The sequence below is a fragment of the Muricoccus nepalensis genome, assembly GCF_006438825.1.
Lineage (GTDB): Bacteria > Pseudomonadota > Alphaproteobacteria > Acetobacterales > Acetobacteraceae > Roseomonas > Roseomonas nepalensis.
Genome location: NZ_RCZP01000070.1, coordinates 1 through 13,800, shown reverse-complemented (window position 1 = coordinate 13,800; position 13,800 = coordinate 1). Strand labels below are relative to the sequence as shown.

The 13,800-nt window shown below is 67.5% G+C and carries 14 protein-coding genes; 10 read left to right on the top strand and 4 right to left on the bottom strand.

Annotated elements, in window-relative coordinates; genetic code table 11:
- Together EAH89_RS33660 and EAH89_RS29170 are read right to left on the bottom strand one after the other, a co-directional pair.
- A partial coding sequence (locus tag EAH89_RS33660; RefSeq protein ID WP_161993831.1) for a transposase occupies window positions 1–178 on the bottom strand: 178 nt, incomplete at its 3' end.
- Window positions 175–678 (bottom strand): transposase, encoded by a 504-nt coding sequence (locus EAH89_RS29170; RefSeq protein WP_140887346.1) that lies wholly within the window; start codon window positions 676–678, stop codon window positions 175–177. The genes EAH89_RS33660 and EAH89_RS29170, both read right to left, overlap by 4 nt.
- Here EAH89_RS29170 and EAH89_RS33655 point away from each other — a divergent pair.
- Window positions 645–941, top strand: a complete 297-nt coding sequence (locus EAH89_RS33655) for a helix-turn-helix domain-containing protein (RefSeq protein WP_408906335.1) — start codon at window positions 645–647, stop codon at window positions 939–941. The two genes, EAH89_RS29170 and EAH89_RS33655, sit on opposite strands and share 34 nt — an antisense overlap.
- Before the next feature lie 48 nt (window positions 942–989).
- Here EAH89_RS33655 and tnpB read toward each other — a convergent pair whose 3' ends face one another.
- Window positions 990–1,205: an IS66 family insertion sequence element accessory protein TnpB gene (gene tnpB / locus EAH89_RS29165; RefSeq protein ID WP_140887343.1), complete on the bottom strand. Its 216-nt coding sequence runs from the start codon at window positions 1,203–1,205 to the stop codon at window positions 990–992.
- The gene (locus tag EAH89_RS29160; RefSeq protein ID WP_140887341.1) at window positions 1,202–1,495 is read right to left on the bottom strand and encodes a hypothetical protein; all 294 of its coding nucleotides are present in this window, start codon (window positions 1,493–1,495) and stop codon (window positions 1,202–1,204) included. Before EAH89_RS29160 ends, tnpB begins: the two co-directional genes overlap by 4 nt.
- Window positions 1,496–1,871: 376 nt before the next feature.
- Here EAH89_RS29160 and EAH89_RS29155 point away from each other — a divergent pair, with 376 nt between their 5' ends.
- The 9 genes from EAH89_RS29155 to EAH89_RS29115 all read left to right on the top strand — a co-directional run.
- Window positions 1,872–3,254 (top strand): glycosyltransferase family 4 protein, encoded by a 1,383-nt coding sequence (locus EAH89_RS29155; RefSeq protein ID WP_140887338.1) that lies wholly within the window; start codon window positions 1,872–1,874, stop codon window positions 3,252–3,254.
- Window positions 3,251–4,402, top strand: a complete 1,152-nt coding sequence (locus EAH89_RS29150) for a hypothetical protein (RefSeq protein WP_140887336.1) — start codon at window positions 3,251–3,253, stop codon at window positions 4,400–4,402. The genes EAH89_RS29155 and EAH89_RS29150 overlap by 4 nt, the downstream gene beginning before the upstream one ends.
- Window positions 4,403–4,407: 5 nt before the next feature.
- Window positions 4,408–6,327 (top strand): glycosyltransferase family 2 protein, encoded by a 1,920-nt coding sequence (locus tag EAH89_RS29145; RefSeq protein ID WP_140887333.1) that lies wholly within the window; start codon window positions 4,408–4,410, stop codon window positions 6,325–6,327.
- 17 nt (window positions 6,328–6,344) lie between these two features.
- Complete coding sequence (locus EAH89_RS29140; RefSeq protein ID WP_140887331.1) at window positions 6,345–7,490, top strand: polysaccharide pyruvyl transferase family protein; 1,146 nt, start codon at window positions 6,345–6,347, stop codon at window positions 7,488–7,490.
- Between the two features lie 36 nt (window positions 7,491–7,526).
- A complete protein-coding gene (locus EAH89_RS29135) occupies window positions 7,527–9,833 on the top strand; it encodes a polysaccharide pyruvyl transferase family protein (RefSeq protein ID WP_140887328.1) in 2,307 nt (768 codons plus the stop codon).
- 9 nt (window positions 9,834–9,842) lie between these two features.
- Window positions 9,843–11,093 carry a hypothetical protein gene (locus tag EAH89_RS29130; protein ID WP_140887326.1) on the top strand — a complete coding sequence of 417 codons (1,251 nt, stop codon included), beginning with the start codon at window positions 9,843–9,845 and terminating at the stop codon, window positions 11,091–11,093.
- Between the two features lie 33 nt (window positions 11,094–11,126).
- Window positions 11,127–12,410 (top strand): glycosyltransferase family 4 protein, encoded by a 1,284-nt coding sequence (locus EAH89_RS29125; protein WP_140887323.1) that lies wholly within the window; start codon window positions 11,127–11,129, stop codon window positions 12,408–12,410.
- Between the two features lie 5 nt (window positions 12,411–12,415).
- Entirely contained in the window at window positions 12,416–13,096 is a 681-nt protein-coding gene (gene rfbC, locus EAH89_RS29120) for a dTDP-4-dehydrorhamnose 3,5-epimerase (protein ID WP_241667262.1), read from the top strand.
- Between the two features lie 19 nt (window positions 13,097–13,115).
- The coding region (locus EAH89_RS29115; protein ID WP_140887320.1) for a dTDP-glucose 4,6-dehydratase at window positions 13,116–13,800 on the top strand (685 nt) is incomplete at its 3' end.

Sequence of the window (13,800 nt, the reverse complement as noted above, 5' to 3'; positions counted from 1 at the left end):
TCTGCCGACGCCAGGTGTAGAGCAGGCCAGTCCCAATGCCGTGGCGCCGCGCTACCGCTATCGGCGAGCCTCCCGGCTCCAGGCTCTCCATGACGATGTCGCGCTTCTGCGCTCCCGTCCAACTCCGCCGCCGCTCGCCGCGGGTAATCACCTCGACCGGCTTCTCACGCACACTCATACGAGTAATCGTATGAGCGTCCTCAGCCTCTGTGATCCGCGGCGGTAGCGTCCTGCCCATCCCGCACTTGCATCACAGCACCACTCCGCGCCGCAATGTGCCGCCGCCGCGACGCTTACGCCGGAGGCGAACGTCACCTCGATGATGGGTGGCGTGGCCTCGGACGAGAAGCCCTCCGCCTCCGCCCGTGGTGGCCCCTCCAGGGAGGGCACCTCCGGCACGACCTGGACCGCGGAGAAGCCCGACATCGCCGTGGCCAGCAACTGCTTGCGCCAGGTGAACAGCAGGCCGGTGCTGATCCCGTGGCGGTCCGCGACCGCCTTAGCCACCGCCCCAGGCTCAAGCGTTTCTCGGACGATCCGCAGCCGATCATCGGGCGTCCAGTTCCGTCGCCGTTCCGCTCGAACCCTCACCTCCACGGCGCCGCTCCGGCCTGAACTCTTACGAGCCTCGTAAGAGCGCTCCTGTGAACCAGGTGGGGAGATCACGTCGTCGGCCATGCCACCGACATCGGCCACATGAACGCCTCAGCTCAAGGCGGTCATGGGCTGACGCTTACGGCGAGTCCACCGTCACCGAGGTTGCGGCGCGACTGAACATGCCCGAGGGCAGCCTCTACACCTGGATCTACAAGGGCCGCCTCGGCGCCCGACGTGTCGAGGTCGGCGACCGTCCGGTGTACCTCGTCCGCCTCGACGACGTGCAGCACCTCTTCCGCCAGCGCGGACCCGGAGGGTGCCTGCCGCCGAGAACCTCGTCATAGCCCGGACCTGACCGGTCAAGCGCACCACAAACCCCCTTTGGAGAGGCATCATGGGCAAGAGACGTGCAAGCCCTGGGTGTCCCAGGCCAGGATCTTGATCAGGTCGCCGCGTCGGCCCCGGCCCCGAAACACGAACAGCTGCCCCGAGAACGGGTCCTGTCCCAGCCGCTGCTGCACCAGGCCCGTCAGACCATCGAAGCCCTTGCGCATGTCCGTCACGCCGGCTGCCAGCCAGACCCGCACGCCGGAGGGAAGCGCGATCACGTCTCCAGCGCCGCCGCGAACGCCGCCTGCCGCGCCGGATCGGTCGTGGCCGGCATCCGCAGCACCCGGCCGTTGCGCAGCACCACCCCCGCCATCCCCCCAGCGGGGCGGCCAGGTCGAGCTTGCGTTGCGGCCGTAGGAACCTCCCCGGGCTCCTCCAGCACCACCGGCACAAAGGAGGGTGCCGCAACCTCCGCAGACCGCCTCGTCATCCGGCTCCGCCAGGTGAAGATCAGGCTGGATGCCGCCCGGTGCCGGCGCGCCACCACCGCCCCGGGCGCCTCGTGCAAGGCAGTGCCTTGCACCCTCCAAAAACCGCGCCTTGGCCGCCTCGCTCCACCGACGGCGGGGCTCCCGCGCCAGCATCACCTCAACTGACATCCCGCTGCGATCCGTCCTGCGATCGTCGCACGACCAGTCGCTCATGGACCGGTCGGCAACACTCCCGCAGAACTCCGACAAATCACGGCCGCCTCACAGGGCGGCCACCATCGGGCGCACACCTTGCGACAAACTGCGACACAATGCGACTGTCATCGTGGGGCCATTTGCGTGTTCTCTGCCGCCCGCAGACGCATTTGTAGATGGCACCTCACTCATGGCAGCAACGCTCTCTTTCGCCGGGAACTGGGCATACCTCCCGGTCTCGTCTCTTCTGCCCGCCGCATGAAGAAGCGTCGCGCCGGCCGCCCGGCCGCAAATCCCCCTGAGCAGCATCCTGCGAAAATGGTGTCAGAGGCGCCCGTGCGCCTTCTCATGATCGCACACCTTCATCCCGCCGTGTCCAAGGGCGGGGCCGAGATCGCGGCCTACCAGCTCTACAACAGCCTGCGTTCATCCCCCGAGGTGGAAGCCTCCTGGTTCCTCGCGGCGTCCGGCGGGCGCATCGCGCCCCGCCTCGGCGCCCGGCTGTCGCAGCCTTTCGGACCAGACGAGTACGTCTACGCGGGGGCCGGTTTCGACCACTTCACGCACAGCAACCCGGACCCTGAATGGCCCGGTGAGTTTTCCCGCCTGCTCGAGCAGCTGCGTCCCACGGTCGTGCATTTCCACCACTACACGAACCTCGGGCTGGATACCCTTCTGACCATCCGCCGGGTGCTGCCCGCAGCGCGGATCGTCGTGACGCTTCACGAGTATCTCGGGATTTGCAACCACTTCGGCCAGATGGTGAAGCGTCCCAGCCTCGCGCTCTGCGACCGCGCCTCGCCGCGCGACTGCAATCGATGCTTTCCAGAGAAATCGGAGCAGGACTTCTTTCTCCGGGAGCTTTTCATCAAGCGCTTCTTCCGGCTGGTCGACGCCTTCGTCTCGCCGAGCCAGTTCCTGGCCGACCGCTACATCGCTTGGGGGATCGATCCGGCGCGGATGACGGTCATCGAGAACGGCCTGCCGGCCCCTCAAACACCGACCGGCGCCGTTGCCCTGCGATCTTCGGGCCGCCCCCTATCGATAGGCTTCTTCGGGCAGATCTCCCGCCTGAAAGGCATCGACGTGCTGTTCGACGCTGCGGCCCTCCTTGAGGAGGCCGGGTTTGAAGGAGTTGAGATCGACGTGCACGGCGATCACTCGGGACAGCCGCCCGAGTTCCGCGCCCTTTTCGAGGCACGCCTCCAGACGGCTGCCAAGATCATCCACGTCCACGGTCCGTACGAAAACTCCAAAGTGCACGACCTCATGCTCGGCGTGGACGCAGTCATCGTCCCTTCCATCTGGTGGGAGAACTCGCCTTTGGTCATCCAGGAGGCTCTGCTTGCTCGCCGGCCGGTGATCTGCTCGGACATCGGCGGCATGTCGGAGAAGGTCCGGAACGGCCTTGACGGTTTCCACTTCCGAGCCGGAAACGCTCGCTCTCTGGCCACTCTCCTCTCGCAACTCGCGACCGAACCGGCCCGGTTGCTCAACCTGGCTTCGACCCTGGCGCAGCCCCGGTCACTGACCGAGACGTCGGCCGAGACCCTCGCCCTCTACCGCTCCCTGCCAGTCGATCCGGACGTCGGCGGCCTGATGCGAAACACCCCTGCCGAACAGGACTTGCAGCCCGCATGACCATCCGCGGTTCAGTGGACAGCCTAACGGCGGACGGTGCCGCCGGGTGGGCCTTCGGCATTGGCTTCGCTCCTGGCCGGTTCCTCGTGCTTCAGGCCCTCCTCGACGGTCGCGTCATTGGGGAGACCACCGCCGACCAGCCCCGGCACGACCTCGCCGCGGCCGGGCTGGGCGACGGGCGCTGCGGTTTCACGATGGCGTTCTATGACGCCCCGGTCGATCAGCAGCTTCTTCCGTTCATCTCGATCCGGCCACGGGGCGGCGATGTTGAGTTACCCCGCACGAGCCTGACCGGCGTTGGCGAGTACTTCGGTACCATCCACGCGCGGTTCCCGGCCGCCGGTCGGCAGCGGTGCGTGTTCGGCGGTCTATGGACCGACCGCACCGACGCCGCTCGCCTTCTCGCTGGACGCGTTGAGGTCGGCGCTACGCCGCCGGGCGTCCGCGGCGCCCTTCAGCGGATCATCGGCAGCGGCCATGCCGTCCTGCGTGACGTGGTGCTGCCGGTGGACGCGGAGCAGGATGTTCTGAGCCGGCCCGACGCATCCCTGTCCGGCGTGGTCGATCCCGCATCGGGAGCGGCCGGCCGGCGGTTCCTTGCCGGCGTTCCAGAGCTCCTATTCCAGCCTGCCTCGCTCTCCTTGCTCAAGGCCATGATGGACGACACCCCTGTCGTCCATCGCGTGGTGCTCTCCCATGGTGAGGAAACCGGGACCCCCTTCATGCAACCCAGCGCCGCGGAGCGTCTGCCCTCGCCGGCCGAAAGCGTCCTCGTCGTCGCCTGCCTCCCCACCGGCACAGGATCGTCGTTGCAGGTCGAGATCATCGCGGGAAGCCACGAGTTTCCGGAATTCACCGCCGATGGACGGTCTCGCTGGCTTCCCAGTCCGCCCGCCGGGCAAACCCCACCGGCCATCGAGATTGCTCGTCGCTGCGATGCCTCCATTCGGATGATCGAGATCGGCCCGCAGGATCTGCTGATCCTCGGACCGGGCACCGTTTACCGACTTCGCCCCGCCGGGGATCAGACCTCAGCACTGCAAGCCTGGTGCATCCCGTCCCGGATCAGTCCCTCCCGCGTCCTCGAGCAGCCGGATGCCCAGACCTTTGTGGTCCGGCACCCCTCCGGCGCTCTGCTGGCAGTTTGACGCTCATGGCCCAGGACCTCGCGACGACCCTCCCACCGTCCGATGCCGATCCGGTCGACCGGAGAAGCAAGGGACCGACAGCCAAAGGCGCCGATGCTCCCCGCAGCCGGGAGGACGGATACATCGACTTCTACGGCTATGTCCCGGCAACTGGAGGATGGCTCTTCTCAGGCTGGTCGCGTGGCCGCTGGCGTCCTGGCGCTCCGCCACCGCAGGTGACGGCTCACTTCCAGCACGGCAAGCTCGAGGAGACGGAAAGCACGGTTTGCTGGTTCCCGCGGCCTGATCTCGGCCGCCGCGGCGTCGGCATCGTGCTCCACATCCGTGCCCCGGGACTGCCGCTGGGCGAGCTTTCCTCCATCGACCTGGCGGTCTCCTCCGAGGAGCCGGCGGAGAACCCGCCTCCTCCTGCCCTTCGCCTCCAACCTGTCCGCCCGGTCGTGCACCTGCGGGAGAGCGACGTTCAGTCGCGCATTCAGCCCGCGGTGGCCAACGCGTTTGCCGGGCCGGAACGCAGCCGGCTGGTCAGCCTTCTGTCCCGGCGTGCCTACGCTGGTATCGACACGCTCCACGAGCTTCCGGCGCCGGTCCGGCTCGATATCGATGAATCGATCTCCGTGCCTCCCGCCGGCCTTGTCTTGATCGGTTGGTGCCTCGATCCGACCCATGCCGTGGCCGCCATCCGGGTCCACGGACCGCAAGAGGCACGGGATCGCGGCTCGCTGACGGATCGGTGGATTTCGGTCGAGCGTCCGGATGTCGCCGAGGCGGTCTCCGCAACCATGGGGCAGGTCGACACCCGGTGCGGGTTCGTCGCCCTCGCACCGGCTTGCGGCGTGCCCTGGCCAAGCCCCGGAGGTGCAGCTCCCTACCTCGAAGTCGAACTGAAGACCGGCGAGATTGGCTACCTGCGGATCCCGCCGCCGGTGAAAACAGGCGCCGCGGCGGCACGCCGCATCCTGGAAGTCATCCATCCGTCCGCCGACGAGATCGCGCCGGCGTTTGACAAGGTCCTCGGGCCGGCGCTCACCGCGATCCACAAGGCCCGCTTGGCCAAGCCGGTGAAGCCAACGGAAATTGCCTTCGGCGAAAGCCCAGCCGAGCCGGTGTGCAGCGTCGTCATCCCTCTCTACGGACGAATGGACTTCCTGACCTACCAGATGGCGCTCCTTTCGGAGCACCCCGGCAACAGCGCGCACGAGTTCATCTACGTGCTCGACGACCCGCCAAAGAAGCGCGAGCTTCTCGACCTCGCCCATTCGGCGCACCGGCGGTTCGGACTGCCATTCCGCATCCTGCTCCTCGACACCAACCTCGGCTACGGGCCAGCGAACAACCATGGCATGGTGGCAGCCCGCGGTGAATTCCTCTGCCTTCTCAACTCCGATGTCATGCCGTCGCCCAACGCCCCGGAATGGCTGGACATCATGATCGCCGATCTGCGCGAGGACGCCACCCTTGGCATGGTCGGTGGTCAGCTTCTGTTCGAGGACGGCACCGTCCAGCACCAAGGCATCACCTTCGAGCCGCTGGCTCAGCAGGCCGGCTGGCCCTTCCCCATGCACCCGCGCAAGGGCCTGAAGCCAGAGAGGACCGCCCAGGCACTGGAGGAGGTCATGGCGGTCACCGGTGCCTGCATGGTGCTGCGCCGCGACCTGGCTTCGTCCCTCAAGGGCTTCGACGAGGTGTATGCCATCGGCGACTTCGAAGACACCGACCTGTGCCTCCGCGTCCGCTCGACGGGCCTTCGCTGCGCGGTCGAACACCGCGCGCAACTCTATCATCTCGAGCGCCAGTCCCAGATCACCCCGGATAACCGGTGGCGGCACCACGCCACGCTCCTGAACGCGTGGACCCACACCCGCCGCTGGTTCCCCGAAGAGGCCGGCCGCTCCCACCCGCCTCGCCCACTGCTGCGCCGCTGAAGAAGGCAACCTCGCTCATGGCCACCAAAGTTGCCTATCTCGCCGAGAACCTCGGACAGGTCGATAATGCCTGGAGCCTCTCCCCCGCGCAGTTCCTGCTCGCGACGGGCGGGAACATCGGGAACCTCGCCTTCTGGCACGCCGCGCGTCTGCTCTTCGACGCGACGGAGGTGCAGCTCATCTCGCGCGACACCCGCCCGGCCGACGTCGCGGCCGAAGTGGTGGTGATCCCGGCCGCCAACTTCCTTCACGACGGTGCCGACCTCGGCCGGATGGGAGAACTCATCCGAGCCCTTGGGCGCCCCGTCCTCATCCTGGGCCTCGGTGCCCAGGCCGAGAAGGAGGACGTTCCGCCGAAGCTGAAGCCGGGCACCCTCGACTTCCTGCGCGAGGTGTCCCGCCTCGCGCCCAAGATCCTCGTCCGTGGGCAGTTCACCCAGGGCTTCTGCCGCTCGCTCGGCGTCGAGAACACCACGGTCCTGGGCTGCCCCTCGCTCCTGATTAACCCCGACCAAGCCCTTGGCGCCAAGCTTGAGGCTCGGATCGCCTCTCTCCCGCCCGAAGGCGGGCCGCTGGCAGTGCATGGCGCCTGCATTAAACCCTCCGTTACGAGCATCGAGCGCGAACTCGTCCGCCTCACTCGCCTGAACCCCGGCTCCGCCTACATCGTCCAGCGGCCGCTCGAGTTGATCAAAGCCGCCTTCGGCGCCGAACTCACCGCGCCTGCCGAGGTCGAGTACTTTGCCCGCTGCGCGACCTTCCTCGGGCTTGGCGACAGCCCCGCGCTGACCGCCTTCCTCCGTGCTCACGGCCAGGCCCCGACGTCGATCAGCAGCTGGGCCCACGGACTCCAGCGCTACACCGCCGGGGTCAACACACGCATCCACGGCACCATGCTGGGGGTCCTCGCCGGTCTGCCCAGCGTCTGCATCTGCCACGACACCCGCACGCGGGAACTGGCCGAGCAGATGCGGGTGCCGAAGCTGTCTCCGAAGGAGTTCATCGAGCATCGCCACTCGGTGCGGGACATGTTCGCCGCCACGAGGTTCTCGGGAAAGAGCTTCGATGCCGGCCGTTCAGAGGCGGCGGCCGGTTTTCTGTCTGCGGTCGAAGCCGTCGGGCTCAAGCCGTCCAAGCACCTTCAGCGCTTCCTCGGCGCCTGAACCGCCGCAACAAGATCAAGGCCAAGGCTCCCAGACATGATGAAGCCCATTGCCGTCCTCGGCACGGACGGTGCCATCGGCGGGTCGTTCACCCGGAGCACCGAGGCCGCCTTTGCGGCCACGGGAGCCAACACCGGCAACCTCGCCTTTCAGTACGCGGCTTTCCAGCGGGTCATCGGAGACGATCGGTTCACCGTCCCCTTTGCCTTTGACGTGGACGCCGTCCGCGATCGCGCGCGGCTGATCTGCATCCCGGCCGCAAACTTCCTCTACTCCGGATTCGACCTCGGCGATCTGGCCAAACGCCTGGAAGCGACTGGCTTGCCCCTGATGGTCCTCGGGCTCGGCGCCCAGGCCTTCCGTTCGGTCAACGAAGTGCAACTCAAGCCGGGTACGGAGCGGCTGCTGCACCTGTTTCGCGAGCGGTGTGCCCGCATCATGCTGCGTGGCAGCTACACGGCCGCAGTTCTCGAGCGCTACGGCGTCCAGAATTTCGAGGTTCTCGGTTGCCCGTCAAACTTCATCAATCCGAGCTCTCACCTGGGGGCGTCCATTGCAGAGCGCCTTCGCACCAAGCCTTTCCAGGCGGTTGCCCTGGCACCAACCTTCTACTCGTACAATGCCAAGGGCGAGCGTGCCCTCCTGGACGAGTTCGGCGAGGACCGCGTCACGCATCTCATCGCCCAGGATCCCCTAGCGGCCATCATGCTAGCTCGACGGGAGATCGACGCGCCCGAGGTGACCACTTGGCTTAGCGAGAAAGCCGGCCTTTTGACGGAGATGACCAAGGCCGAGCGTGACCTTTGGGTTGGCCGCCTCCGCGGTTACTTCTCAGCCGAGGCATGGCTGGAGGCCTACCAGAGCGTCGATGCGGTCATCGGCACCCGCATTCACGGCGCCGCCCTTGGCTGGCAGGCCGGCCGATCGGCTCTCGTGATCAGCTTCGACCTACGGACCGAAGAGCTCGCTGCGACGATGGGCCTGCCCCTCGTCAAGGCCGCGGCGCTGGCTCCAGGCGGCGCAGAAGCGGCTCTACGCGCCGGCGTTGAAGCCTGTGCCCCCCTCTACGACGCGCGCCGGATGGACCTTGCCGGGCGCCTTGTCCGCCTGCTGGGCGAGCATGGCGTAACCCCGGGTCCGGTCCTTCGCAGCCTTGCCGCGGGCGAGACCGCTTCGTTGCCGACCGAAGCATCGGCCGGCGCAATGCCAGCGGCGCTCAAGCCTACCAGCTGGGGCTTCCTGGAGCAGTACAACCGCCGGCGCATCGCCGGGTGGGTCGCCTCCAGCAGCCCTGCCGCACCCCGTCTCACAGTGCGGCTGGACGGAAAGGAACTTGCCACGGTGACGCCGAGCACGTCCCGCCCAGACATCAGCGGATACGCTTGGGCGTTCGAGGTCAAAATCCCATCCGACGCCAAAATCCCGGATGTCGCAAAGGTTGAGGTGATCTTCGCGGACACCGGCGCCCCTCTCCGGAACTCCCCCGTCATCACAAGCTTTGCCGCTCAGGACGAGACCAAGGTGCTTCGCGGCCAGGGCGGCTACCTCTTTCTGCAGAACGACAGCAACGCCGTACTCGAGCAAGTCCAGGGCCGACGGATTCTCTCAGCGGAGGAACTTGACCTTTGGGAGCACTTCTTCCTCGGCGTGGACGCTGCCGCCTTCAAGAACGGCGCGCATGTTCTCTACCTGATCGCTCCCAACAAGGAGTGCGTCTTCGCCGAAGCCCTGCCGAGCGGCATTGCCGTTTCTGAGAACCGTCCCGTGCGGCAGGTCCAGGCGCTCGCGGCGCGCCTGGATCTTCGTGCGACGCGGATCATCTATCCTCTGGAAGCCATGCGGCGAGCGAAAGCCGATGTCGCGACGTACCCCAAGGGCGATTCCCACTGGAGCGACTACGGGGCCTCGCTGGCACTGGACGCCGTCTACGAGGCGATCGGTCTCGATAACCTAGCCGCTGGCTCCTCGCCCGGACCGGACGCGTTTCAGGTCGAATATCGAAATGCCGACCTCCTTTCGAAGCTTGGCGGGGTCTGCGTGGAGGAACAGCCGGTCCTTCGCCGCCGCCCCGCCGCCCGGGTCGTGCATGACAACGGGATCCTGAACACCGGCCGGCGCCGCGAGCTCCGGCCGGCCGCTCGCCCTGCCGCCTCGGGCCACCTGCTGATGCTTCACGATAGCTTTGGCGAATGGCTCATCCCTCCTCTGGCAGAGAACTTTGCTTCGACGACGGCGGTCTGGAACGCGAGCCTCGCGGAGAGCATGCTGGAGCAAGAGCAACCTGACGTCCTGCTCTTCGAGCGGGCCGAACGGTTCCTCGTCGTTCCGCCGCGGTTCGGCTAAGCAGCCGCCGTGCGCGCCACCGTCCTGGCCGGCCTAGCCGCCCTTGCTTGCTCAGCCGCGAACGCGTTGGCGAATTCGGCTCCCGCCCCGGCGCCCGACCTCTCGGTCGCGGCCGGGGCGCAGCCAGAAACCGTCTTTCAGTGGTCGGTCCAGCGCTGTGGCGACATGAACTTGCCGGACTCTCCGGCGCGGGCGTTGCGCACGGAGGGCGGAGTACTCCTGCTAGCGGCGCACTTCATCAACATCCCCTTGCTCGGGACAGACTTCAACCACCTGGCCCCAAGCTGCTCGGCGGCCAGCCGCGGCATGGAGGCCGCTGATCCAGCGAGCTTCCAGGACAAGTTCTGGGTCCAGGCTCTTCTTCCCTTGCCGCCCGCCGGACCCGGGCGCCCCAGGCGGGTTCTGGGCCTCGCCAGCCACGAATACATGGGCTGGAGACACCCCGAACGGTGCGCAGCCCCGTTCGACGGGGCCGGCCGACGCCCGGCCGCCTTCCGCTGCTGGTACTCCGCCATCACGGCCGTGGTGGCCGAGGTCGGCGACTGGCGCTTCCAGCCGGTCCCCTCATCCAGCCGCTCTCCGAACCAGGCGTCGGTCGTTGCGGCTTCGCCCTACCCCTACGATCCGACGGTAACGGCGCGCACGGGGTTTTTCTCGGTCAGCAACGTCCTGATCGAGGGCGAACACGCCTTTGCCCTCGTCTACACCGAGGGGATCGCGGGCCAACCGCGCGGCAACTGCCTCCTTCGGACCAGGATCACCGAAGCCCTTGCCGGATGGCAGTTGCTCTCGCGCGGCGAATACGCTCCGCGCGCCGAGAACAACGCCGCATCGCTCGACCGTCCCTGCGACGTCGTCGGGAACGGCGTCTTCGGCGGCGCACCCGTGCGATCGGTCCTGCGCATCGAAGGGTCAAGCGGACCCTCCTGGGTCGCCGTCTTCACCAGGGCGGCCCCCCGCGACGCGCCGGCGAGCACGCCCGAAGGAGTTTTCTATAGCCGCTCACGGGATCTGCGGAACTGGGAGCCCGCGAAGCAGCTCTGGGCCATGCGCCCCTTCCGAAGCCAACCGGAGGCCGGCGTCTATTACGAGTATCCGTCCCTCCTGGACCATGCCAGTCCGTCGGCCGTCTTCGACCGAACTGCGGACGATCAAGGCAAGGCGGAGGTGCACCTCTATCTGACACGCCTGAACCTCACCGACCGGAAGCGCGGCCTGGATCGCGACCTCGTCCGAATCCCGGTGCATATCGCCCCATGACCACCCGACGCACGATCCGGGCGGCCTGATCCCATGCGGACGCTCCTCGTTCATCAGAGCTTTCCGGGCCAGTACCGCCATGTCGCGGCCGCGCTTGCCGCCAGGACTGGCCACCAGGTTGCGGCGCTCGGCGAGCAACGTCTCGGCAGCGTTCCCGGGGTGGAGCAGTTCTACTACACGGCTCCGGCGGGTGCCGGCAGTTCGACCCATCCATACCTGCGCTCCCTGGAAGCCGCCGTCCGCCGCGGCCAGGCGACCGCTCGGGCTGCAATCGCTCTCAGAGCCCGCGGCTTCGAGCCGGATCTGGTCTGCTGCCATCCTGGCTGGGGCGAAGGCCTCTACCTTCGCGACGTATTTCCCAAAGCACGGCTCCTCTACTACTTCGAGTTCTTCTACGCGGCCGAGGGCGCCGACGTCGGCTTTGACACCGATCAGCTGGTCAGCCTCGACGAGGCCGCTCGTGTCCGCACGCTGAACGCCAACCACCTTCTCTGCCTGGATGCAGCCGACTGGGGACAGACCCCCACCGAATGGCAGCGGTCCCGCTTTCCGGCATGGGCGCAGGATCGGATTACCGTCGCCCACGAGGGGGTCGACACGGACCTAATCAAGCGCGACCCGACCGCCCGTTTCCTTTTGGCGGACGGGCGGAGCCTGTCCCAAACGGACGAGGTCGTGACCTTCGTGGCCCGTGGCCTGGAACCCTACCGTGGCTTTCCCTGCTTCATGCGAGCCTTGCCGGAGATCCTTCGTCTTCGCCCTCGGGCTCAGGTGGTCATCGTTGGCGGTGACCAGGCACAGTACGGTCGCCATCCCGCCAATGCCGCTAGCTGGCGTGAAAGCCTGTTGAAGGAGGTCGGGGCCCGCCTCGACCAGGCGCGCGTCCACTTCGTCGGCCGCATCCCTCATCCCCATCTTCGTGCTCTCTTCAGCATCAGTTCCGTCCACGTCTACCTGACCTATCCATTCGTTCTGTCGTGGTCGTTGATCGAAGCGATGGCGAGCAACTGTCCGGTGATCGGGTCGGACACCGCGCCGGTTCGCGAAGTCATCCGGGATGGCGAGAACGGGTTGCTGGTACCCTTCGGTGAGCCCGACCGCCTCGCCGAGAGGACCGTCCGGCTGCTTGAAAGTCCCGGGCTGGCTAGGGATCTCGCCGCCTCGGCGCGAGAAAGCGCGGTGAAGCGCTTCGACCTCAAGCGGGTGAGTCTACCGAAGCATCTTGCCCTTCTGGATGCCGTCGCCCGTGGGGAGCCGCCGGTTTCCGATCGCGGAATGCCGACGAACCACGCACACGCGAAACACGAGCAGGAGTGATCCCCGTGAGCAAAATCGAACGCCGCGAGACGCTTGCGAAGCACGGTCACGGTGGCGCCCTCATGGATGCCACGACGACCGACGAGGCATGCCGCCACGGCCCTCTCGCAGGATTCGTGCGAAGCAGCGGCAACGTGACGGCCAGGCCGCTCGGCATAGATGGTCCGCTTCTGCTGAGCATCCGCCGCTTCGGCGATGCCCGGGGCTACTTCATGGAGACCTACAGCGAGCAGAATTTCCGCGCCGTCGGCGTAAGCGCGAGCTTCGTACAGGACAATCAGTCCCTCTCCGCCCATCCGGGCACCCTGCGCGGGATGCACTTCCAGCTGCCCCCGCGCGCCCAGGCCAAGCTGGTCCGGGTCCTTCGCGGCGCGATCCTCGACGTGGTGGTTGACCTCCGGCGGGCCTCGCCCACCTTCGGTCGCCATGTGGCGGTTACCCTGACGGCCGAGGGCGCGGAGCAGTTCTACGTCCCCGCCGGCTTCGCCCACGGCTTCGTCACCCTCGTTCCCGACACCGAGGTCGCCTACAAGGTGACCGACTACTACGCGCCGGAATGCGACCGCGGCCTCGCCTGGGACGACCCCGAACTCGCCCTGCCCTGGCCCGCCCGTCCCGGCGGCCCTGTCCTCTCGGAAAAAGACCGCAAGCACCCCTGCCTGCGCGATCTTCCGGCCGCCTTCTGATCAGCCTCGGATAAGCACCATGCGAATAATCGTCACCGGCGGCGCCGGCTTCATCGGCTCGGCGCTCGTGCGCCACCTCGTCCTCGACCTCGGCCACGCGGTGCTGGTGGTGGACAAGCTCACCTACGCCGGCGACCGCCGCACCCTCGCCGCCTGCGAGGGCCGCCCGGGCTTCGCCTTCCTCCAGGCCGACATCTGCGACGCGGACGCCATGCGCGCCGCCTTCGCCGACCACGCGCCCGACGCGGTGATGCACCTCGCGGCCGAGAGCCACGTCGACCGCTCCATCGCCTCCGCCGCCCCCTTCGTGCAGACGAACGTCCTGGGCACCTTCGCCCTCCTCGAGGCCGCGCGCGCGCTGCTCGATGGCTACGACGCCGCGCGCCGCGCCGCCTTCCGCTTCCTCCACGTCTCGACCGACGAGGTCTTCGGCTCCCTCGGCCCGACCGGTGCCTTCACGGAGACCACCCCCTACGACCCGCGCTCGCCCTATTCCGCGAGCAAGGCGGGATCGGACCACCTGGCGCGGGCCTGGCACGAGACCTACGGGCTGCCGACGATCGTCACGAACTGCTCGAACAACTACGGGCCCTACCACTTCCCGGAGAAGCTCATCCCGCTCGTCACCCTCAACGCGCTCGAGGGGAAGCCCCTCCCCGTCTACGGCGACGGCGGCAACGTCCGGGACTGGCTCTTCGTCGAGG